22 protein-coding genes are annotated in these 22,646 nt (G+C 46.2%); 14 read left to right on the forward strand and 8 right to left on the reverse strand.

Going from position 1 to position 22,646, the window contains the following annotated elements:
- The first annotated feature begins 3 nt into the window (after nt 1-3).
- From menC to IMZ16_RS03640, 3 genes are read left to right on the forward strand one after another with little or no spacing between them, the layout of a single operon-like run.
- Nucleotides 4-1,005: an o-succinylbenzoate synthase gene (menC, locus tag IMZ16_RS03630; RefSeq protein ID WP_193440786.1), complete on the forward strand. Its 1,002-nt coding sequence runs from the start codon at nt 4-6 to the stop codon at nt 1,003-1,005.
- 60 nt (nt 1,006-1,065) lie between these two features.
- Entirely contained in the window at nt 1,066-2,739 is a 1,674-nt protein-coding gene (locus IMZ16_RS03635; protein WP_193440529.1) for a glutamine--tRNA ligase/YqeY domain fusion protein, read from the forward strand.
- A complete protein-coding gene (locus IMZ16_RS03640) occupies nt 2,740-3,198 on the forward strand; it encodes a DoxX family protein (RefSeq protein ID WP_193440530.1) in 459 nt (152 codons plus the stop codon).
- 3 nt (nt 3,199-3,201) lie between these two features.
- Here the strand turns inward: IMZ16_RS03640 and IMZ16_RS03645 are convergent, their stop codons facing one another.
- Nucleotides 3,202-4,176 carry a YpdA family putative bacillithiol disulfide reductase gene (locus IMZ16_RS03645; RefSeq protein WP_193440531.1) on the reverse strand — a complete coding sequence of 325 codons (975 nt, stop codon included), beginning with the start codon at nt 4,174-4,176 and terminating at the stop codon, nt 3,202-3,204.
- A 116-nt stretch (nt 4,177-4,292) separates the two neighbouring features.
- Between IMZ16_RS03645 and IMZ16_RS03650 the strand changes: the two genes are divergently transcribed.
- The 5 genes from IMZ16_RS03650 to IMZ16_RS03670 all read left to right on the forward strand — a co-directional run bounded on the left by IMZ16_RS03650 (nt 4,293) and on the right by IMZ16_RS03670 (nt 8,955).
- Nucleotides 4,293-4,919, forward strand: coding sequence for an NUDIX hydrolase (locus IMZ16_RS03650; protein WP_193440532.1), 627 nt, complete (start codon nt 4,293-4,295; stop codon nt 4,917-4,919).
- A gap of 20 nt (nt 4,920-4,939) precedes the next feature.
- Nucleotides 4,940-5,749, forward strand: a complete 810-nt coding sequence (locus tag IMZ16_RS03655; RefSeq protein ID WP_193440533.1) for a lysophospholipid acyltransferase family protein — start codon at nt 4,940-4,942, stop codon at nt 5,747-5,749.
- Between the two features lie 58 nt (nt 5,750-5,807).
- Nucleotides 5,808-7,145: a UDP-N-acetylmuramate--L-alanine ligase gene (locus IMZ16_RS03660; protein ID WP_193440534.1), complete on the forward strand. Its 1,338-nt coding sequence runs from the start codon at nt 5,808-5,810 to the stop codon at nt 7,143-7,145.
- 63 nt (nt 7,146-7,208) lie between these two features.
- Nucleotides 7,209-8,492, forward strand: coding sequence for an acetyl-CoA hydrolase/transferase family protein (locus IMZ16_RS03665; protein WP_073177144.1), 1,284 nt, complete (start codon nt 7,209-7,211; stop codon nt 8,490-8,492).
- Nucleotides 8,493-8,496: 4 nt separating this feature from the next.
- The gene (locus tag IMZ16_RS03670) at nt 8,497-8,955 is read left to right on the forward strand and encodes a hypothetical protein (protein ID WP_193440535.1); all 459 of its coding nucleotides are present in this window, start codon (nt 8,497-8,499) and stop codon (nt 8,953-8,955) included.
- A gap of 24 nt (nt 8,956-8,979) precedes the next feature.
- On the opposite strand, the gene polA is transcribed toward IMZ16_RS03670, so the two are convergent.
- On the reverse strand, nt 8,980-11,766 hold the full coding sequence (gene polA / locus IMZ16_RS03675; protein WP_394368281.1) for a DNA polymerase I: 2,787 nt from the start codon (nt 11,764-11,766) through the stop codon (nt 8,980-8,982).
- Nucleotides 11,767-12,281: 515 nt separating this feature from the next.
- The gene (locus tag IMZ16_RS03680) at nt 12,282-12,530 is read right to left on the reverse strand and encodes a hypothetical protein (RefSeq protein WP_193440537.1); all 249 of its coding nucleotides are present in this window, start codon (nt 12,528-12,530) and stop codon (nt 12,282-12,284) included.
- Between the two features lie 133 nt (nt 12,531-12,663).
- Here IMZ16_RS03680 and IMZ16_RS03685 point away from each other — a divergent pair, with 133 nt between their 5' ends.
- Complete coding sequence (locus IMZ16_RS03685) at nt 12,664-13,446, forward strand: HipA family kinase (protein ID WP_193440538.1); 783 nt, start codon at nt 12,664-12,666, stop codon at nt 13,444-13,446.
- Nucleotides 13,433-13,816 (forward strand): DUF3037 domain-containing protein, encoded by a 384-nt coding sequence (locus IMZ16_RS03690; protein WP_193440539.1) that lies wholly within the window; start codon nt 13,433-13,435, stop codon nt 13,814-13,816. Before IMZ16_RS03685 ends, IMZ16_RS03690 begins: the two co-directional genes overlap by 14 nt.
- Nucleotides 13,817-13,839: 23 nt before the next feature.
- Here IMZ16_RS03690 and IMZ16_RS03695 read toward each other — a convergent pair whose 3' ends face one another.
- On the reverse strand, nt 13,840-16,185 hold the full coding sequence (locus IMZ16_RS03695) for an ATP-dependent helicase (protein ID WP_193440540.1): 2,346 nt from the start codon (nt 16,183-16,185) through the stop codon (nt 13,840-13,842).
- Between the two features lie 106 nt (nt 16,186-16,291).
- On the opposite strand from IMZ16_RS03695, the gene pheS reads away from it, so the two are divergent.
- Nucleotides 16,292-17,302, forward strand: coding sequence for a phenylalanine--tRNA ligase subunit alpha (pheS, locus tag IMZ16_RS03700; protein WP_193440541.1), 1,011 nt, complete (start codon nt 16,292-16,294; stop codon nt 17,300-17,302).
- 46 nt (nt 17,303-17,348) lie between these two features.
- Here pheS and IMZ16_RS03705 read toward each other — a convergent pair whose 3' ends face one another.
- Nucleotides 17,349-18,119 (reverse strand): DUF3108 domain-containing protein, encoded by a 771-nt coding sequence (locus IMZ16_RS03705; protein ID WP_193440542.1) that lies wholly within the window; start codon nt 18,117-18,119, stop codon nt 17,349-17,351.
- A gap of 118 nt (nt 18,120-18,237) precedes the next feature.
- Here IMZ16_RS03705 and IMZ16_RS03710 point away from each other — a divergent pair, with 118 nt between their 5' ends.
- On the forward strand, nt 18,238-19,290 hold the full coding sequence (locus IMZ16_RS03710) for an NAD(P)/FAD-dependent oxidoreductase (protein WP_193440543.1): 1,053 nt from the start codon (nt 18,238-18,240) through the stop codon (nt 19,288-19,290).
- A gap of 112 nt (nt 19,291-19,402) precedes the next feature.
- Nucleotides 19,403-19,732 carry a 2Fe-2S iron-sulfur cluster-binding protein gene (locus IMZ16_RS03715; RefSeq protein ID WP_193440544.1) on the forward strand — a complete coding sequence of 110 codons (330 nt, stop codon included), beginning with the start codon at nt 19,403-19,405 and terminating at the stop codon, nt 19,730-19,732.
- 67 nt (nt 19,733-19,799) lie between these two features.
- On the opposite strand, the gene IMZ16_RS03720 is transcribed toward IMZ16_RS03715, so the two are convergent.
- The 3 genes from IMZ16_RS03720 to IMZ16_RS03730 are packed head-to-tail and all read right to left on the reverse strand — an operon-like array spanning nt 19,800 to nt 21,941.
- Nucleotides 19,800-21,239, reverse strand: coding sequence for an aminoacyl-histidine dipeptidase (locus IMZ16_RS03720; protein WP_193440545.1), 1,440 nt, complete (start codon nt 21,237-21,239; stop codon nt 19,800-19,802).
- A 10-nt stretch (nt 21,240-21,249) separates the two neighbouring features.
- A complete protein-coding gene (locus IMZ16_RS03725; protein WP_193440546.1) occupies nt 21,250-21,549 on the reverse strand; it encodes a nucleotidyltransferase domain-containing protein in 300 nt (99 codons plus the stop codon).
- Complete coding sequence (locus tag IMZ16_RS03730; protein ID WP_227411558.1) at nt 21,528-21,941, reverse strand: HEPN domain-containing protein; 414 nt, start codon at nt 21,939-21,941, stop codon at nt 21,528-21,530. The genes IMZ16_RS03725 and IMZ16_RS03730 overlap by 22 nt, the downstream gene beginning before the upstream one ends.
- Before the next feature lie 90 nt (nt 21,942-22,031).
- Here IMZ16_RS03730 and recR point away from each other — a divergent pair, with 90 nt between their 5' ends.
- On the forward strand, nt 22,032-22,643 hold the full coding sequence (gene recR / locus IMZ16_RS03735) for a recombination mediator RecR (protein WP_193440547.1): 612 nt from the start codon (nt 22,032-22,034) through the stop codon (nt 22,641-22,643).
- The last annotated feature ends 3 nt before the right edge of the window (nt 22,644-22,646 follow it).

A 22,646-nucleotide genomic window follows, 5' to 3' on the forward strand; every position in this document is an offset into this window, starting at 1 on the left:
CCGATGACAGCAAAATATTTCCGGCATATTTTAGAATTCAAGCGTCCCGGGGGAACTTCCCGGGGCGTTTTGCTCGAAAAGGAAACCTTTATCCTGGAAATTTTTGACGGCGAGAACAAAGGCATCGGTGAGTGTGCTGTTTTTCGCGGGCTGAGCTCTGATGATGTCCCGGAATATGAGCAAAAACTGGAGTGGCTCTGCAAAAACATAGGTGCAGATGAAACTTTTATAAAAAGAGAACTTCGCGATTTTCCATCCATTTGGTTTGGATTGGAGCAGGCCAAGCGGAATCTGGAATTTGGAAACGATCTTTATTTTCCTTCACAATTTACTGAAGGTCAAGGTTTTATAAAAATCAATGGACTGATTTGGATGGGCGATGCTGATTTTATGAAGTCGCAAATTCGGGAAAAACTGGATTTGGGATATGATTGCATCAAGCTTAAAATAGGTGTCAATTGGGAAGAGGAAAAGGCAATCCTGAAAAATCTTCGCAAAGAATTTTCCGCGGAAAAACTTGAACTGAGAGTAGATGCCAACGGCGGTTTCAGTTTTAATGCAGCGAAAGCCGTTCTGCAGGAGCTTGCCGAGCTGAAAATTCATTCCATAGAACAGCCGATAAAAGCTGGGAACACCGATGAAATGGCGGAACTTTGTGCAGAAACGCCAACTGCCATCGCTTTGGATGAGGAATTAATTGGCGTGAATGATTTTTCTGAAAAAAAAATATTGCTGGAAAAAATCAGGCCGCAGTTTATCATCCTGAAACCATCGCTTTGCGGAGGATTTTCCGGCAGTGATGAATGGATAGAACTTGCTGAAAATCAAGGTATTGGATGGTGGATAACATCTGCTCTGGAAAGCAACATCGGCCTGAATGCCATTGCGCAATATACTTTCACCAAGAAACCGAAAATGCCGCAAGGTTTGGGAACCGGTGCGCTTTTCACAAATAATTTTGAAAGCCGCCTGAATTTAGTTGGCGACAAGCTTTTTCATTTGTAAATCCCGAAAGTTTACTGAAAAAAAATCTGAAATCGCTATTTTTGCAGGCGACGATTTATTATGGAAGAAGAAAAAAAATCCCTGAATTTTATTGAGCAGATTATTCAAGATGATTTAGCTAAAGGATTGGAAAACAAGCAATTACGCTTCCGTTTTCCGCCGGAGCCAAACGGCTACCTTCACATTGGGCATACGAAAGCCATCTGCATCAATTTTGGTTTGGGAGAGAAATATAATGCGCCGGTAAACCTGCGCTTTGATGATACCAACCCTGAAAAAGAGGAGCAGGAATTTGTGGATGCCATCAAGAAAGATGTGGAATGGCTTGGTTTTCAATGGGATAAAGAAGTTTATGCATCTGATTACTTTCAGCAGCTGTACGATTGGGCTGTGGAAATGATAAAGCAGGGTAAGGCTTATGTGGACGAGCAATCTTCGGAAGAAATTACGGAACAGCGGAAAAATCCTGCTGAGCCAGGCATCGAGAGCCCATACAGAAACCGTCCTGCGGAGGAATCTCTGGCATTATTCGAGAAAATGAAGAGCGGCGAAATCGAGGAAGGAACAATGTCGCTTCGTGCAAAAATCGATATGTCTTCGCCGAATATGAATATGCGGGATCCTGTGATGTACCGCATCCTGAAAAGGCCCCACCACAGAACGGGAACCGATTGGAAAATCTACCCAATGTACGATTGGGCGCACGGACAGAGCGATTATATCGAGCAGATTTCGCACTCACTTTGCTCGCTGGAATTCGAAAATCACCGGCCGCTTTATGATTGGTATCTCGACCAAGTATATGATAATCAGCAGCTTAGAAACAAGCAGCGGGAATTTGCGCGGATGAATGTTACTTATATGATTACATCCAAGCGGAAGCTGCAGAGGCTGGTAGCGGAAAAAGTGGTGACAGGCTGGGATGATCCAAGAATGCCTACGATTTCCGGAATGCGAAGAAAAGGTTTTACGCCGAAAGCCATCCGAAATTTTATCGAGCGGGTTGGCGTTGCGAAAAGGGAGAATCTCATTGATATTCAATTACTTGAGTTCTGCGTTCGTGAGGATTTAAACAAAATTTCGAAGCGGCTGATGGTGGTGATGGAGCCCGTGAAACTCATCATCGAAAATTATCCTGAGGACAAGGAGGAATGGCTGGAAACGGAAAATAATCCGGAGGATGAAAATGCAGGAAACCGCGAAATCCCTTTCTCAAAGGAGCTTTTCATCGAGCGGGAAGATTTTAAGGAAGAGGCCAATAATAAATTTTTCCGCCTTAAACTTGGCGGGGAAGTTCGGCTGAAATCGGCGTACATTATTAAAGCCAACAGGGTTGAGAAAGATGAGAACGGTGAGATTACCACGATTTACGCAACTTATGACGAAGATTCAAAATCTGGAAGCGGAACGGAAGCCAGTTTGCGCAAGGTAAAGGGCACGCTGCACTGGGTTTCGGCGAAGCACGCTGTGCCGATTGAAGTTCGCGTTTATGACCGGCTTTTCACCGTGGAACAACCTGATGCTGAGAAAGATGCAGATTTTATGGATTTCATTAATCCTGATTCCTTGCAGAGGGTAACTGCTTTTGCTGAGCCGGAAATCAAGAATGTAAAAATTGGCGAACCGCTGCAGTTTCAGCGCATCGGATATTTCACGAAAGATGAAGATTCCACCGATGAAAAGGCGGTTTTCAACAGAACGGTGACGCTGAAGGATTCTTATAAGCCGGAGTAAATGAAGCCACTATTAATTTTGCTCGGCACCTTCATTATTTCTGTCGGCATTTTTCAACTGAGATTCAAAAATCCACACTGGCATCGCGCCGGAAGAATTGCTATGGCTGCGATGCTTTTCTTCACATCGGTGGCACATTTTGCATTTCTCCAAGGAATGTCCCAAATGATTCCAGATTTCATCCCTTTTAAAAAAGAATGGGTAATTATTACAGGAATTCTGGAAATTGCTGCGGGAATAGGATTACTTTTCAAAAAATCCCGGAAATTCACATCCATTCTTCTAATTATTTTTCTGATACTGATTTTGCCAGCAAACATCAATTCTGCAATGCAGAATCTCAACTATGAAACCGGAAATTTCGACGGAAACGGCATTTGCTATCTTTGGTTCCGCATTCCGATGCAGATATTTTATATCCTTTGGATTTGGAAGTTTGGCTACAAGCCAAAAGATTGATTATCAGAAATTTAGATTTTTCCGCAAAATATCATTCACGATTAATTTTGCGTGTTGCCGTGAATTTTCGATGAACCAAAGGTGCGTATCTCTGCCGCCGCAAACTACGCCAGCCAGATACAGGCCTTCCACATTGCTTTCCATAGTATCAGGATTATAGATTGGCTTCAATTGCGAACCCTGCAAAATAATGCCCGAATTTTTAAGAAATTCAAAATCGGGTAAATAGCCAGTCATTGCGAAGACGAAATCGTTTTCAATTTCAATCATTCTGCCTAATCTATCCCTGAAAATCAGGGTGTGCTCGGTGATTTCCGTAACACAGGCACCGAAATGCGCTTTGATTTTCCCTTCTAAAATTCTATTTTCAATGTCCGGCTTCACCCAGTATTTTACAGATTCACCGATGTGATTAGAGCGGACAATCATCGTAACTTCGCCACCCTTCCTGAAAATCTCTAAAGCCACATCCACAGCGGAATTGCTGGCACCGATTACCGCAACCTTCTGCCCTACATAAGGGTAAGGCTCGGTGTAATAATGCCGCACTTTCGGAAGTTCTTCACCGGGAATATTCATCAGATTAGGAATATCGTAAAAACCAGTAGCAATTACAACATTTTTCGCAAAATGAACTCCCTTGCTTGTTTCGATGCGAAAATCATCTTCTAACTTACTGATTTTCAATACCTTCTCATAAAGATTAATATTTAGGCTGTAGGTTCGTGCAACGGCGTGATAGTATTCCAGGGCATCTTTTCTGCCAGGCTTTACACTCGTTGTAATGAACGGAATTTCCGCAATTTCAAGCCGGTCTGCCGTCGAAAAAAACTGCATATAAAGCGGGTAATTGTAGATGCTGTTGGCAATCGTCCCCTTCTCGATGATACGGTACGAAAGCCCTGCCCTTGCAGCTTCCACGGCTGTTGCCAAACCGATGGGGCCGCCGCCAATGATTAGCAAATCCAAGATTTCCATTGAGCAAAGATAAGGCTTACATAATTGATAAGCGATGGGGATTAGCGGCCGGAAACTTTTTGCCCTTTACCTTTGCCTCTTTCCTTAGCTCTGCTTATCTTTGGAAAAACTTACGGATGTCCTTCGGCAAAGACCTTTTGCGCAAAATCAAAGAGGCGGACCTTTACGGCGAAGATGCGCACAGCATTTTCTCGCCGCCTTCACGCCCGATTTTGTCGTACGAGGAAATCCTGTCAAAAAATCCAAAATTTGCGGCGGTGAACATCCTGCTTTACCTGAAGGACAACCGCTGGTATTTTCCGCTGATGGTTCGCGCGAAAAACGATAAGGACAGGCACAGCGGACAAATTTCCCTGCCCGGCGGAAAAAGGGAGGATGGCGATGAAAATTTTGCGGCTACGGCAAAGCGCGAAACTTCCGAAGAAATGGGCATAGATGAGCATTTCGTGCGTATCATACGGGAAATTTCGCCCATCTACATTCCGCCCAGCAACTTCTATGCTTACGCCTTTATTTCGTACACCGGCAAAAATCCGCGGTTCAATCTGCAGGAAGCTGAAGCCGTGGAGCTGATAGAATTTCCGGTGGAATCCCTGATTTCGCTAGACGATGAGCCTGAAATAATGGCCTTCGCAGGAAGCCGCGGAATGGAAGTGCCGGTCATCAATTTCAACGGCTACATCATTTGGGGTGCCACCGCAATGATACTCAGCGAGTTCAGCCAGTTGCTCAAAAATTTGTAGATTTGTCTGCATTTTTCCAAATGGCGAAGACTAAGAAAAAAACGATTTTCCGCGATGCTTTCGGCACGCCTTACATCCTGAAAAGGCTGGTGATTTTCGTAATGGGGGTAATTTCTTACCGAAGGTTCAACGGCTTCAACAGGCTGAAAATCAGCGGCACGGAAAACATTGCAGAACTGCCGAAATCCAATGTGATGCTGGTTTCCAACCATCAGACTTATTTTGCCGATGTGATGGCGATGTACCATGTGATTTTCGCGACAAACAACGGCTACCTGAACACGATAAAAAACCCAATCTACCTGCTGAACCCGAAGGTTGATATTTACTATGTAGCCGCCGAAGAAACGATGAGCAAAGGCATTGCCAAGCTTTTCAAACTTGCCGGGGCGGTAACCGTGAAACGCACCTGGAGGGCCGGCGGAAAGGATGTAAACCGCATCGTGGATATGGGTGAAGTGGACAATATTTTGCGGGCGCTGGACAATGGCTGGGTCGTCACTTTTCCGCAGGGAACAACCGCCGCTTTTGCGCAGGGCAGAAAGGGAACGGCAAAACTCATCAAGCAGCAAAGGCCGATTGTAATTCCGGTGAAAATCAATGGTTTCCGAAGGGCTTTCGATAAGAAAGGACTGAAGCTGAAAGTGACAGGTGTAGAACCGACGATGGAATTTAAAAAGCCGCTGGAAATAGATTATGAGAACGAAACATCCCAGCAGATTCTGGATAAAATTATGTTTGCAATTGAGCAGACGAGCGATTTCAACAAGCTGCATAATTACGAAGAGCAGCTGAAACAGCGCAAACTTGCCGAAGCTGAAAAGCAGTAATTTTTACCGAAATTTTATTTGCTGAATTTAAAAAAATCATCAAAATTTTTACGAATAATTGAAAACGCATTTTATTGCAATTGGTGGAAGTGCGATGCACAATTTGGCAATAGCGCTGAAGGACAAGGGCTACGAAGTTTCGGGCTCTGATGATGCGATTTTTGAGCCATCGCTTTCCCGATTGAAAAACAAAGGCTTGCTGCCCGAAGAAAACGGCTGGTTTCCCGAAAAAATCACGGCGGATATTGATGCGGTAATTCTCGGGATGCACGCCCACGCCGATAATCCAGAGCTGGCAAGGGCAAAGGAATTAGACCTGAAAATCTACTCTTACCCAGAATTTCTCTACGAGCAAAGCAAGGATAAAACGCGGGTTGTAATTGCCGGTTCTCACGGGAAAACCACGATTACATCGATGATTTTGCACGCCCTGAATTTTCACCAAAAAGATGTGGATTATATGGTGGGCGCTCAGCTGGAAGGCTTCGATTGTATGGTGAAAATTTCTGACGGCACAGATTTTATGATTCTGGAAGGCGATGAATACCTTTCTTCCACGCTGGATCTTCGCCCGAAGTTTATGCTGTACCAGCCGAATATTGCGCTGATTTCCGGCATTGCCTGGGACCATATTAATGTGTTCAAAACTTTTGATGATTATGTGCAGCAGTTCCGAAATTTCGTGGAAACCATTACGCCGGGCGGTGTTTTGGTGTACAACGAAGAGGATGAGGAAGTGCAAAAGGTGGTAGAATCGGCGGGAAATTATTTCCGTGCGATGCCGTACAGAACGCCGGAATATGAAATTCGTGACGGCAAGGTTCACCTGAAAACGGAATTCGGCGAAGTGCCGGTTTCTGTGTTTGGCGCGCACAACCTGCTCAATATGGAGGGCGCACGCCTGATTTGCAACCAGCTGGGCATTCAGGATGAGGAATTTTATGAGGCGATAATGAATTTCAAAGGCGCTTCCAAAAGATTGGAGAAAATCGAAAGAGCCGATGCAGCCACGGTTTACAAAGATTTCGCCCACGCACCTTCCAAGGTGAAAGCCACGGTGAAAGCCTTTTGCGAACAGTTTGCAGGTCAGAAAACCTATGGCTTTCTGGAGCTTCACACCTACTCTTCGCTCAACCCTGTTTTCCTGGAGCAATATGCCGGAACAATGGATGGGCTTTCCGAAGCGGTAGTTTTCTATTCCGAAGAAGCATTGAAAATCAAAAGATTAGAGCCGATTTCTGCGGACTTCATCCGTGAGAAATTCCAAAGGGAAGATTTGTTGGTCTTCACAGATGCTCAGCAGCTCCACGCCTATTGGGATTTGCTCGATAAAAAAAGCGGTGCCTTCCTGATGATGAGCTCGGGAGACTTTGGAGGCATAAGCCTTCAGAACTGATAACTGTCCTATTTTTGGATTGAAGTAAATCCTTAACTTTGAGGAAATTAAAAATCTTATACTATGGAGGGATATTCGAGCATAGAGGAAGCAGCGGCACTGGTACAGAGCGGGCAGAGAATCTTTGGCCACGGCAGTGCCTGCACGCCCAATATCTTTTACTCCGCGCTGGCAAAACGCGCCCGGGAGCTGGAGAATGTAGAGCTGGTAAGCATCACGCAGCAGGGCCCGGTAGAAATCGCCAACCCCGAGTACGCAGGCAGCTTCCACATCCGCTCACTCTTCACTTCGGAGCCTGTACGCAAGGCGGTGAATGGGGAGAATGGAGATTATGTGCCGATTTTCCTCAGCGGTATCCCGCATCTCTTCCGCAATGGCATCCTGCCCCTTGATGTCGCAGTAGTTACGGTATCCCCACCCGACGAGCACGGATACTGCACACTGGGTACCTCTATCGATTGTGCTCAGACTGCAGTTCACACCGCCAAAACCGCCATTGCCATCGTAAACCCAAATATGCCCCGTACCTATGGCGACAGCGCTGTGCACAAAAGCCGCTTCGCCAAAATGGTGTGGCACGATGCACCCCTGATCACGCTGGATTACGGAGCAAAAGTTACAGATGTGGAGCGAAAAATAGGGCAGAATGTAGCAGAAATTATTGACGATAAAGCGACCCTGCAAATGGGCATCGGCACCATCCCGGATGCAGTCCTGAAATCGCTAAGCAACCACAAAGGCCTGGGCATCCACACCGAAATGCTCAGCGACGGCGTTATTGACCTTATTGAAAAAGGCGTAGTTACCAATGCCCACAAAGGTTTTAACAATTATAAGACCGTAACCAGCTTCAGCTTTGGCACAAAAAAGCTTTACGATTTCCTTCACAACAACCCTATCGTAAGTTTTTACAATGTGGAGCTTGTAAATTCCCCCGCGATGATTTTAAGAAACAAACGGATGCACGCCATCAATTCCGCGGTGGAAGTAGACCTCACCGGCCAGGTGTGCGCAGATTCTATCGGCACCTACCAGTTCTCCGGTATCGGTGGGCAGATGGACTTTATGACTGGCGCTGCCTACTCTGAAGGTGGCAAACCTATCATCGCCATCAGTTCCCGTACCAACAAGGGCATCCCGAGAATCGTCCCCGTGCTGAACCCGGGGGCAGGCGTGGTAACTACCCGCGGGCATGTGCACTATGTGGTGACGGAATACGGAACAGTGAATCTATTCGGCAAAGGGCTGAAGGAGCGTGCCAAGGCCCTTATCAGCATCGCCCACCCGGACGATCGGGAGGCACTTACCAAAGCCGCCTACGAGAGATTTAAAGTTTCAAATCTTTGAAGAAATGAGAAAAATAGCAGTACTTCTGCCGATATTTATCGGCAGTTTTTTTGCCAAGGCACAATATGCTAAAATCAATGCCTTGCTGGATAAGATTGAGGCAAGGCAGGGCATCAATCAGGACCTCAGCAAAATTTCTCTGGAGGGGAAACGCTTTGTAATGATTGAAAAAAATACGGAGCAAAGCATTCGCAACTTCCTTACCATCAACGGCGCCGTGGCAAATTACATCCGGGTGAGCGAGGATACTACAGGGAAAACCACTTCGCAAATCTACACCGGTGATGTAGTGAGGACGGAAGATAATATTCTTTCATTCCGGTTTGACAGGCTGGAGAATGAAAGAATCCCCCTGCCCGTTACCAAAACCTTGCTCCTTAAAAGCGAGAACAACATTCTGTACCTCAGCGATGTTAACACCCGTGAACGGTGGATAGACGAAGCAATGCTTCGCCCAAGATAGCGATATCGCTTACTGCCAAAGCGATTAATGCGCTTCCAGCCAGTTCTTCCCTACGCCCACTTCCACAAGCAGCGGCACCTGGGTTTCCACGGCGCTCTCCATTTCAGATTTTATCAGGCGTGTTGCCGTTTCCACTTCATCGTTTGGCGACTCGAAAATTAGTTCATCGTGCACCTGCAGCAGCATCTTAGTGGCTAATGAATGTTCCGCAAGTTGGCGGTCAATATTTATCATCGCAATCTTGATGATGTCCGCAGCGCTTCCCTGTATCGGTGCATTCACGGCATTTCGTTCGGCGTGGCCCTTCACCACGAAATTATTCGAGTTGATGTCCTTCAGGTGCCGCCTTCTGCCGAGAATTGTTTCCACAAAACCCAGTTCGCGCGCTTTCCTCACCTGCTCTGCCATCCATTCTTTCAGCCTTGGATAATTGCGGTAATACTCATCTATCATCTGCTTGGCTTCGGTGCGCGAAAGCCCGGTTTGCTCAGCAAGTCCGAACGCACCCTGCCCATAAACGATGCCGAAGTTCACCGTTTTTGCCTGGCTTCTCTGCAGCTTCGTAACCTCCTCAATCGGCACGCCGAAAAGTTTGGAAGCCGTGGAAGCGTGGATGTCCTGCCCTTCCTGAAACGCACGGATCATATTGGTTTCATCGGAAATTTCCGCGATGAGGCGCAATTCAATCTGGGAATAATCGGCGGAAATAATCTGCCTGCCTTCGCCTGCTACAAAGGCACCGCGGATTTGCTGTCCGCGCAAAGTGCGTATCGGTATGTTCTGCAAATTTGGGTTCACGGAGGCCAGCCTGCCTGTTGCCGCCGTCGTTTGCGAAAAATTCGTGTGCACCCTGCCATCATCCGCATCAATCTGCGTAGGCAGCGCATCCACATAGGTAGATTTCAGTTTCTGGTAAGTGCGGAATTCCAGAATAAGCGGGATGATGTCGTGCTTTGCCGAGAGCTTTTGCAGAACATCTTCGGAAGTCTGGTACTGCCCGGTTTTCGTTTTTTTCGCCTTTGGAGCCAGCTGCAGTTTTTCGAAGAGAATCTCGCCCAATTGCTTTGGTGAATTCACATTAAAATTCGTTTCGGCGAGTTCAAAAATTTTCTGTTCCAGATTTTGCAGGTCGCTTTGTAGATCAACGCTTTCCTGCTTCAGCCAGTTTTCGTCTAGCAGCACGCCCTCCAGCTCCATTTTTGCCAGCACTTCCATCAGTGGCATTTCCACTTCGTAGAAAAGTTTCTGCAGACTTTCCTTCTCCAGCTGCGGTGCGAAGACCTCGTAAAGCTGATAGGTAACATCTGCATCTTCCGCGGCGTATTCCGTAGCTTCCTTCAGCGGCACTTCGCGGAAGCTCAGTTGCTTTTTCCCTTTGCCGATGAGGGTTTCAATTGATACGGGTTTGTAATTTAGGTAAATTTCCGAGAGGTAATCCAGCCCGTGCCTTCCATCGGGATTCAGCAGGTAGTGCGCGATCATCGTGTCGAACAGCAGGCCTTTGAATTGCATGCCGTACAGCCTTAAGATTTTATAATCAAACTTCAGGTTGTGCGCTATTTTCATCACCGTTTCCTTTTCAAAAAACGGTTTAAAAATGTTTAGAATCTCCAGCGCTTCTTCCCTATTTTCCGGCAGCGGTACATAGTATGCCAGGCCTTTTTTATAAGAGAAACTTAGCCCTACCAGTTCCGCTTCCATCTCGTTCAGCGAGGTGGTTTCCGTGTCGAATGCCACGGCTTTCTGCTGCATCAGGTTCTGCACCAGCATCTTCATTCCGGTTTCAGTATCGATGAACTGGTAAAGGTGCTTGTTTTCTGCTATGGTGCTTTTCGCGGAAGCTGGTCGCTCTTGCTGTTCATAGTTGGCGAACAGATCCAGCTGCACGCTGCCTTCTTTCGCTTCTGCCTTATCATACCGGGAAATCCTGTTAGGGTCGGTATTTGCAGATGTTTCCGCGGATGTTTCCGGCGCAAAGGCACGGTACATATTCTCGTAAAGCCTGCGGAATTCCAGCTCATCAAATACTTCCTTAACCTTCTCAAAATCGGGCGTTTCCAGATTGTACTGCTCTTCTTCAAAATCAATCGGAACATCGCAGATGATGGTTGCCAGCTTTTTGGAGAGGATGCCCTGCTCCTTGCAGGCCTCCACCTTCTCGCGCAGCTTACCCTTGATTTCGTGCGTGTTTTCCAGCAGATTTTCGATGCTACCGTACTCCTTCAGGAATTTCTTCGCCGTCTTCTCTCCCACTCCATCCAGTCCGGGAATGTTGTCCACGCTATCTCCCATCATTGCCAGGAAGTCTATGACTTGCTTAGGGTCCTCAATTTCGTACTTCGCCTTTATTTCCTCCACGCCCAGTATTTCCACTTCGCTGCCTTTCAGCCCGGGTTTGTAGATTTTGATATTCTCCGTCACCAGCTGCCCGAAGTCCTTATCCGGCGTTACCATAAAGATTTTATAGCCTTCTTTTTCGGCTTTGTTGGCAATGGTGGCAATTACATCATCGGCCTCGTAGCCTTCCACGCCCAGCACAGGGATGCCCATAACATCCAGGATTTTGTGGATGTACGGCACGGCGTTCAGGATGGCCTCGGGCGTTTCCGCTCTGTTCGCTTTATACTCGGCGAAATCATTGGTGCGCACATTGGTTTTCCCTACATCGAAGACTACGGCAAGGTGCGTAGGCCTTTCACGGCGGATGAGCTCAATCAGCGAGTTGGTAAAGCCGAAGATTGCCGAAGTATCGAAGCCTGCGGAAGTCAGCCTCGGATTTCTAATCAGCGCATAATACCCGCGGAAAATCATCGCGTAGGCATCTATCAGGAAAAGGCGTTTGTCGGGGGCGTTCAACTTTTATATTCGTTTGAAATTTTTTATAAAATTAGCTATTTTGGATGATTAGGTAAACCTGATTTGGAAATTCACAATTATATATCTGGCATTGGCATTGAAAGTGCCAGTCCAAATGGTGCCGCTTTGTCCTCTTCACATTGACAAGGCGAAAACAAAAAATTAGTCTTAAATATCTTTCATTTTTTCAATTTCTTTATATTTAATATGGCAGTTACCATAATAAGTAAATTAGATGATAAAATCAAAAGAAATGAAGTTACACTTATATGTTTATCCAAATAAGATATTATTGATACTATTTCTAAACATAATGTAAATACCAATAATACATAAAAAAAATATTTTTTGATAATAAATAAGTTACTCATAAAATCTTGTTTATATAATCTGATTCAAGAGATGATAACATAGCCTTAAACTCTCCTCATCATATTTTAGTTTTAAACCCGTTTCCTTATTTATTAAAGCTAAGTTTCCTCATATTTACGTTTAATACTTTGCTCGTCCAAAACCACTTTATTAGTAGAAGAGTTGATTGTTTTGAATGATAAACCTTTCATTTGACCTTTAGCATTAATAAAACCTTGTAAAATCTCAGGCTTATTTAAATTATTTACTTCGGTTTCAAAAGTTGTAACTTCTCTTTCATTGTCATTACATGAAATTACTGTCATCGTCAATGACATCAATAATACTGTACTTAAAACTTTCTTCAAAACATTAAAACTTATTAATTTAATTATTGAACAAAAATAAAAAAACGCACAATCTGACCGGCTTTTGTGGGTGTGGTGACCACAAAAATGAAGGTAAAACAGCAGCAATTCCAAAATACACTACCTTTACAGAATGATTCCCGAACTGAAAATGCGCACGGTAACGGTGCAGCGCTACATACTGCCGCTGAGAGAGGGCGGCAGCCTGCCTGCCCTTGCCGAAGCCGATGATGATTTTAAATATGTGGTGAAATTTCGCGGCGCAGGGCACGGCACTAAGATGCTCGTCTCCGAATTGCTCGGAGGAAAAATAGCGCAGGCTTTAGGGCTGAACATTCCGGAACTGGTTTTTGCTAAGCTGGATGAGGATTTCGGGCGAACGGAAGCCGATGAGGAAATTCAGGATTTGCTGAAGTTTTCCGAAGGCCTAAACCTTGCGATGCACTACCTGAGCGGTGCGTTGGCCTACGATGCCTCCGTGCAGTTGGAGCCGCTGCTTGCTTCCAAAATCGTGTGGCTGGATGCGTTCATCACGAATATTGACCGAACATTTAAAAATACCAACCTGCTGTGGTGGCACAAAGAGTTGTGGATCATTGACAACGGCGCATCCTTCTACTTCCACCACAACTGGCAAAATTTCGATGAGGCGGCGAAAAGCCCGTTCAAATATGTGAAGGACCACATCCTTCTGCCACAAGCAAAGAATTTGGATGATGCAGATGATTTTGCGAAATCTATACTAAACGAGGCTGTTTTCCGTGAAATCGTAAATTTACTTCCAGACGACTTTCTGCAATGGCAGGATGCAGAGGAAACGCCGGAGCAGATTCGTGAAATTTATTTTAACTTTTTAGTGAATCGGCTGAGGCATTCACAAATTTTTGTAAAAGAAGCAGAAAATGCACGCGGATAAACTGTATGAATACGCCGTAATTCGTCTCGTGCCAAAACCTGAACGGGAAGAATTTTTTAATATCGGCCTGGTGCTGTTCAGCAAAAAGGAAAAATTCATCCGGGTGGAAACAAAAATTTGCCCGAAGAAATTCGCGCTTTTCTGCCCTGAACTAGATTTGAAAGAAATTGAAATAAGTGTAGATTATTTTAAGAAAATCGCAAACGGCGACAATTCTGCATCGCCATTGTCCCACTTAGAAATACCGGAGCGCTTCCGCTGGCTTACCGCGGTGCGCAGCGCCATCATCCAAACCTCGCGCCCTCATCCCGGAAAATCAGCAGATTTGGATAAAACTTTTGAGCGGTTGTTTGCGGAAGTTGTTTTGTAAATTCGGATGATCTCAAAAACTCATCACTCCACTTTCTCCAGCTTTGCGAACTTTAGTATCAGGTTTTTTTCGCCTTCATTTTGGAAGAGTACGCGGGCTTTGATGTTTTCAGGATCTGTACCATCCAGGAACTTAACTTCGCCGATGCCAAATCTGTCGTGCCGCACTTTGTCGCCCACCTCAATATTATCGCTCGATTTGCCGCTTGGGTTGATGATTTTCGCCGAAGCTACTGGCGTTAATTTAGGTGAAATTTTTTCCGCTTGATGTGGCGGCGTATCTGTAGCGCGAATTTTCCTTTTCGGCTGAATTTTGTTGAAACTTCGCGGCATACTTGGCGTGTCATCGAAAATGCTTGACCTTAGCCCAGAATGATTCACGAAGCGGCTTTCTACAGCTGGATTAATGAATTCCAGATATTCTGCATCCACTTCGCTCAGAAAACGGCTTGGCTCAGCATCGGTGATTTTCCCCCACTGGAAACGCTGCACTGCATAGGTGAAGAAAGCCTGCTTTTCCGCCCTTGTGAGCGCTACATAAAATAGCCGCCGCTCTTCTTCCAGCTCTTCCCTGGTGCTGCTGCTCATAAAACTCGGGAAGAGGTTTTCTTCCAGCCCTACCATATGAACCACCGGGAATTCCAAGCCTTTGGAAAGGTGGATGGTCATCAGCGAAACCTTATCGCCGCCGTCATCCTTATTGTCTTGATCTGTGGAAAGCGCGATGTTTTCCAGGAAGCCGGATAGCGATGCATCGCCGTCTTCTAGCTGCTGCTGCTCTTCGATGAAGCCCTGCATAGAGTTCATAAGTTCCTGCACATTTTCCACCCGGGAAATGCCTTCTGGTGTCTGGTCGTCCTTCAGGAATTTGATGAGGCCGCTGCGTTTCGCCACTTCCATCGCCACGGTGTACACATTCTCGGTTTTCAGCATCGCCTGGAATGACTTTATCATCGCCCAGAAATCCGCAAGTTTCGTAATCGCCGCATTGTTTAAGGCTAAATGCTGAGAGTAGAAACCGATGTTGTCCAGAACCTTCGCCACGGAAACATCCTGAGAATCTGCAAAGGCGATGAGCTTGTTCTGCGTAGTTTCGCCAATTCCACGAGCAGGATAGTTGATGATTCTGAGCAGGGCTTCCGTATCATTTTCATTCACCAAAAGCCGCAGATACGCCAGCAGGTCCTTCACCTCCTTCCTTTGGTAAAAGCTGAGCCCGCCGAAAACGCGGTACGGAATGTTGCGCTTCCTTAGGGCATCTTCAAAGGCACGGGTCTGAGAATTGGTGCGGTAGAGAATTGCGAAATCGCTAAAATGCCTCTGTTGAGAATTGTGCAGATCCCAGATGTTCGTGGCTACAAATCCCGCCTCATCGGCATCGGAAAGCGCGCGGTAAACCTTGATTTTCTCGCCGGGCTCATTCTCGGAAAACACATTTTTCTTGAACTGAGATTTATTTTTGGCGATGACTACATTGGCCGCATTCACGATGTTCTGCGTGGAGCGGTAGTTCTGTTCCAGCGAGACTATCGCAGCATCCGGATAATCCTTCTTGAAATTCAGGATGTTGTAAATATTCGCGCCGCGGAAAGAGTAGATGGACTGTGCATCATCCCCCACCACGCAGATGTTTTCAAACTTCGAGGCCAGCGCCTTCACAATCAGGTATTGGGAATGGTTCGTATCCTGATACTCATCCACCAAAATATAGCGGAACCTGTCCTGATACTTCGCCAGAACTTCCGGAAATCTTGTAAGTAGCTCGTTGGTTTTCAGCAATAAATCATCGAAATCCATCGCGCCGTTGCGAAAGCACTGCTCCACATAGCGGCGGTAAATTTCGCCCGTGAATTTCATATTCGCCCTCTCATCAGCCTCCATCAGCTCAGGATTTTCGAAATAAGCCTTCACCGTGATGAGGTTATTCTTGTAATTGGAAATGCGCGACATCACCTTTTTCGGTTTGTAGAGGTCGCCGTCGATGTTCATTTCCTTGATAACTTTCTTCAGCACATTGAGCGAATCCTGCGTATCATAAATCGTGAAATTCGCCGGGAAGCCCAGGTAGTGCGCTTCGCTGCGGAGGATGCGTGCGAAAACCGAGTGGAAAGTTCCCATCCAGATGCTCTTCGCATTGCTTGTGCCCACCACCTTGGCGATGCGGTCCTTCATTTCGCGGGCTGCTTTATTGGTAAAGGTGAGCGCCAGAATGTTGAACGGGTCCACACCGTTCGTGATGAGGTGTGCGATGCGCATCGTGAGCACGCGCGTTTTCCCCGAGCCTGCGCCTGCAAGCACCATCAGCGGTCCTTCGGTGGTAGTTACCGCTTCATACTGCGGCTCGTTCAATCCCTTCAGATAGTCTTCCAAACCAGGAATAGTTTAATTTGCAAAAATAAGGAAAATTTGAGGCGTCGAGCGCAATTGCTATTCTTATGGTCTAAATTTTTATTTTTGTAAACCTGAAACCAAATTTATGTTAGAGCAGATAGACGCATTGCTGCTGGAGGTGGCGAAGTTCAGCCCGGAATCCAAAGAAGCCCTTGAGAATTTCCGCATTAAATTCAGTGGGAAAAAGGGCATCCTGAACGATCTTTTTGCCAAGTTCAAAGAAGTGCCGAACGAGCAGAAAAAAGAATTCGGGCAGAAAATCAATGCGCTGAAACAGGCTGTAAATGAGCGCATTGAAAATTTTAAAACTGAAAATTCTTCCGCAAAAACGGAAGCGAAAGAAGACCTGACGAGGCCAGGCTTCCCGATGGAAATGGGCAGCCGCCATCCAATCAGCCTGGTGAAAAACCGCATCATCGAAATCTTCAAGTCCATTGGTTTTGCAGTGGCCGACGGACCGGAAATTGAGGACGACTGGCACAACTTCACCGCGCTGAACCTTCCGGAATATCATCCGGCAAGAGATATGCAGGATACCTTCTTCATCGAGCAAAATCCCGATGTGCTGCTGCGCACGCACACTTCATCCGTACAGGTGCGCTATATGGAATCGCACGAGCCGCCCATCCGCATTTTGTCGCCGGGAAGAGTGTTCCGAAACGAAGCCATTTCATCGCGGTCGCACTGTATTTTCCATCAGATTGAAGGGCTCTACATCGATAAAAATGTCAGCTTTGCAGATTTGAAACAAACGCTGCAGTTCTTCACCACGGAACTTTTCGGCAAATCGAAAATTCGGCTGAGACCATCGTATTTTCCGTTCACCGAGCCAAGCGCAGAGGTGGATGTTTACTGGGGCCTGAACTCTGAGACCGATTACAGAATCACGAAAGGCACAGGCTGGCTGGAAATTATGGGCTGTGGAATGGTGGACCCTGCCGTTCTGAAAAATGTGAATATCAACCCGGATGAATTTTCCGGCTACGCCTTTGGTATGGGCATAGAGCGCATCGTGATGCTGCTGTATCAAATTGGCGACATCAGGATGTTTTTTGAAAATGACTTGAGGATGCTAAGGCAATTCCGGAGCGTATGAGCAAATCTTAAAAATGCATAAAAAAAGCCTCTTTATGAGGCTTTCGTTATTTGGAAAAATATAGCGGATATTTCACATTGGAGAAACTCTCGATATCTGCCCGTATGGATCCCACCACGAGGTCGGCCTTGATGGCTAGCGGTATGTGGTTGGCATCGTTGCTTACCCACATTACCACGCTTTCTTTGGATTTAAAAACCTGCCCGCTCTTTACCACCGGTAAAATTTTTAGAGCGCTGATGCTGCCGAAACGGGTCTTCAGGTTCTCAACCGCTGCTACTTTCAGCTGGAAGGGGAACATCTCGTCATCGATCCAGACATTTACATTATGAACAGATCCTACGGTCAGCTGGGAAGCGGGCAAGCCCCTAAGATAATAGAATGCAGAGAGCATATCCTGCATACCGGCAGGAAACTTGATAGCCCTATCCGGATTGGCGGGATTTTTTTTATCCTTTAAAATAAGCGTATTGCTTTGGTGGTTAAATGCCGCGGTAAGGTGCTGAGTATAGCCGCCCTCGCGTACATTCCGTACATAATAGCTGGGCAGCCCAGTATTCTGGTTGATGTAGCTTTCGTAATAATCTTCCACTTTGAAAAGACCTTTTACCGCGCCAGTAGTTTTCCCCACACCCCTTACATAAAGGTGGGGCTGTCCCTGGTAGCGCACTGCCTGCGTGGTAAGCGTAGCGGTGCCTGCATTAATAGGCCCGTAATGAACACGAAAATGGAGCCTTTCATTAGTGCTCACATTACTGGGCTGAGCATTGGCGGCAAGAAATAAAAACAGAGAGAAAAAATAAAATATTCGTTTCATAGTGGCGACATTTGCAAAATTTCTGCCAAACCTAAATTTCCTTTTTGGCTCGGGCAACTTTACACTTTTTTCTCTGCGCCTTAATTTTTGTAATTTTGTAAATTAAAAGGAAAATTTAATGATTGAAACGGATTTGCTGATTATCGGCGCTGGGCCTACTGGGCTTTTCGCCGTTTTTGAAGCAGGGCTTCTCAAGATAAAATGCCACATCATCGATGCGCTGCCGCAGCCTGGCGGGCAGCTCGCCGAGCTCTATCCTAAAAAACCGATTTTCGATATTCCCGGTTATCCGTCGGTTGGTGCCGGTGAATTGGTGGATAATCTGATGGAGCAGATTAAGCAGTTTCAGCCCGGTTTCACACTTGCTGAAACCGCGGAGACTTTGACGAAAATTGACGATGAATGGTTTGAGGTGGTGACGAACAAAGGCACCGTGCACCGTGCAAAAGCCGTGGCAATTGCCGGAGGTTTGGGAACCTTCGAGCCGAGAAAACCTGCCCTGGAAAATCTTGCAGATTACGAAGATAAAGGCGTGGAATATTTCGTGAAAGACCCGGAGCATTTCCGAAACAAGCGCGTCGTGATTGCAGGTGGCGGAGATTCTGCGCTGGACTGGAGCATTTTCCTTGCCGATGTGGCGTCAGAAGTTACGCTGGTGCACCGCAGAAACGAATTCCGCGGCGCTCTCGATTCTGTGGATAAAGTGCAGGCGCTGAGAAATCAGGGAAAAATCAACCTGATAACGCCGGCGGAAATCGTAGCGCTGAAAGGCGACGGAAGGCTGGAAGCCGTGACGATAGAGCGGGAAGGTGAGCGTACCGATGTGGAAACGGATTTCTTCGTGCCGCTTTTCGGGCTTACGCCAAAGCTCGGCGAAATCGCGAATTGGGGGCTGGAAATCGATAAAAATTCCATCGTGGTGAATAACGCGCTGGATTATCAGACGAACATTGAAGGCGTTTACGCAATCGGCGATATCAACACCTATCCCGGCAAGCTGAAGCTGATTCTCTGCGGTTTCCACGAAGCTACGCTGATGTGCCAAAGCGTTTACCAAAGGCTGAATCCCGGCAAGAAATATGTGCTGAAATACACCACGGTAAGCGGTGTGGACGGCTTTGACGGCTCAAGAAAAGAGGCCGAAAAAGCGGTGGTGAAAAAGATAGACTGATTTATTTAAAATGATAATGGATGATTGATAAATGATTGGCCCTATAGGGAAAAGATTTAGCGATTTTTTCTTCGCTAATCAATTATCATCTATCAACTGTCAGTGATTACATATGGACATCAACCTGAAGATAACCGACCGAAACGGCTTGCTGCACGAAGTTGCGGCGCCTACAGATATGTCAATGAACGTGATGGAAGTTGTGCGCGCTTACGAGCTTGCGGAAGAAGGCACCATCGGTGTTTGTGGCGGTATGGCGATGTGTGCATCCTGCCAGATTTATGTGCTGGAAGGCGCGGAAAAACTGCAGCCGATGGAAACCGATGAGGATGCGATGCTTGCCGAGGCCTTTCACACGCAGGACAATTCCAGGCTGGGCTGCCAAATTCCAATCACGGAAGAGTTGGAAGGCTTGGCAGTGGAATTGGCGCCGTATCCTTGATTTTAAAGCCAAGATGTAAAACCCGGAATCAATATAAAAAAGGTTGCCGTTTCAGCAACCTTCCTCTTTACTTTTCCGGAATATTTTTCAAAATATCCTGAAGGAAATCCCAGAATTTCTGTACGGATTTCACGCTTGCCTTTTCGTCCGGTGAGTGTGCGCCGCGAATTGTAGGTCCGAAGCTTACCATTTCCATTTCAGGGTAGTGGGCACCGATGATGCCGCATTCCAAACCTGCGTGGCAAGCCACTACGGAAGGTTTTGCGCCGAATTTTTCTTGGTAAATTTTTTCCATCACCTGCACAATTTCTGAGCCTGGCTTTGGTTTCCAACCTGGATATGAGCCGCCGAATTCCACGCTCATTCCAGCCAGTTCAAATACAGATTTTAGCTGTTCTGCCACCGCATTTTTGGTGGATTCCACGGAAGAGCGCGACAAGCAAAGCACCTTGAAATTACCATCTTTCAGTTCTACCCGAGCAATATTGTTGGAAGTTTCCACAAGGCCTTCCACATCGGGCGACATACGGTAAACGCCGTTGTGTGCGGCTTTCAGCGCAAGGATGATTTTTCGGGAATCCTTTTCAGATATTGCGTTTCCTGAAATGGTGGCTTTTTCGATTTTTATTTCTAAATCCTTTTCCAGCGATGCAAATTCATCCAGGATTTCGGATTTTATTTTTTCAGCCTTTGCCAAAAAATCATCGGCAGTTTTTACGGAAATTTCTGCCACAGCCTCTCTGGGAATGGCGTTTCTCAAACCGCCGCCATCAATGCTGATGAGCTTTAAACCACTATCAAGACCTGCATAAAGTAGCCTGCCCAAAATCACATTGGCATTGCCAAGCCCTTTGATGATATCCATTCCGGAATGCCCGCCCTGCAAGCCTTTCACGGAAATTTTCACGCCTTCATCCGAAGTTTGCGCCGTCTCAAATTTTGCAGTGGCAGTCACATCCACACCGCCTGCACAGCCAATATCAATCTCGTCATCTTCCTCAGTATCAAGGTTTAACAGAATTTCGCCCTTCAGCGTTCCAGGCTTCAGGTTGAGAGCGCCGGTCATTCCAGTTTCTTCATCAATCGTGAAAAGCGCTTCCAGCTCAGGATGCGCCAATTCGCTGCTTTCTAAAACTGCCATCATTGATGCCACGCCAATTCCGTTATCGGCACCAAGCGTGGTGCCCTTCGCCCAAACCCATTCACCGTCGGTCTCCATCTGAATGCCCTGAGTATCAAAATCAAAATCCACATCTGCATTTTTTTGGCACACCATATCAAGATGCGATTGCAGCACGGTGGGTTTGCGGCTTTCCATTCCGGAAGTTGCAGGTTTCCGGATGATCAAATTCCCAACCTCATCCACTGTTGTAGGCAATCCGAGATTTTCGCCAAATTTCCGGATGAATTCTATTACTCTTTCCTCTTTTTTAGAAGGCCGCGGAACTTCGTTCAGTGCCGCGAAGTTTTTCCAAATGGCCTGTGGCTCAAGATGTTTTACTTCCATAATTTTTTGTTTAGATTCTAATCCCTGTGCGTTCAACTTCGGCAAGAAAACCAGAAGGGTCAAAGTTTTTTTCAATCATCACAGGCTCAATTCTGCTGTCAATTTCGCCACGAAGTTCCCAAAGTTTCGGCACAATATCAAAGTAATCGCCCTGCATTTCATCAACGATGATGGCAATATCAATATCGCTGTCATCCGTGAAAGAGCCTTTTGCAAAAGAGCCAAACATTATCAGCTCTGCATCTTCAATCAGCCTCTGTACGCAGGATTTGTACTGCCTGGCTAGGTTTATAGCTGCTGCCTGATCCATTGTGTTAATTTTTTTGTTTGGTCAATTATCTCTCTGCACCGCTCAGTTGACAAAGCCTGAAAAAGCCTTTCTTTGTAGGAAGGATATCTTGATTCAATGTTCAGCGGTTCCAGAAGATGGATGGTTTCGATAAAGTTTTCGTCGAATTTTTCCCAAAGCCCTGATTTTTCCGCTAATCTCCTAAGCGAATGGATGAACGGCGGCGTTGATTTTTGGGTTTTTACAAAGTGCGCTTTCAGCATTTTCTCCGCAGCTTGATGACACATAAATCCCACATACAGGAAACGCTTGGTTTCAAGCATAGCTTCGGCGGTTTCCAAATCGTAATCGGAAATTTCCACCCAATATTTTATGCTTTCCTGAGTGTTTTGCACAATTAAAGCTTTTTTCAAATTTACAAATTTTACAAAAACTAAATTACAGCACTATCATTACAAATTGCTAATTACCCATTACCAATGCTAAATCCCTATCTTTGCACGATGGAATTTCCGAGCAAGGTTTTGGCAAAGGCGGTAGAAGAGATTTCCGGTCTTCCGGGCATCGGCAAAAAATCGGCGCTAAGGCTTGCCCTGCATCTTCTGCGCCAGCCTGAAAGCCAGGCCATAGCCTTGGGCGATGCTTTGCAGAAAATGGTCACGGAAATCCGGTACTGCAAGGAATGCCACAATTTTTCCGACTCAGAAGTTTGTGAAATTTGCGCCAGCGAAAAGCGAATTTCCGAAACTCTGTGCATTGTGGAAGATGTGCGCGATGTGATGGCCATTGAAAATACAGGGAAATTTCTTGGGAAATATCTGGTTCTTGGCGGAAGAATTTCACCGATGGAAGGCATTGGGCCAGGCCAGCTGAACATTTCATCCATCGAGAAAAAAATTGAGAGTGGGCAGGTTCGCGAAGTGATTTTTGCACTTAGCGCAACGATGGAAGGCGATACCACGACATACTATATCTACAAGAAATTCAGGCATTTACCAGTGAATTTTACGACGATAGCCCGCGGAATTTCGGTGGGTGATGAACTGGAATATGCCGACGAAATTTCGCTTGGAAGATCCATCCAAAACCGCCAGCCTTATAACGAAAAAAGTTAGCGG

Origin of the sequence: Cruoricaptor ignavus, assembly GCF_014961145.1 — a bacterium.
GTDB classification, from domain to species: Bacteria; Bacteroidota; Bacteroidia; order Flavobacteriales; family Weeksellaceae; genus Cruoricaptor; species Cruoricaptor ignavus.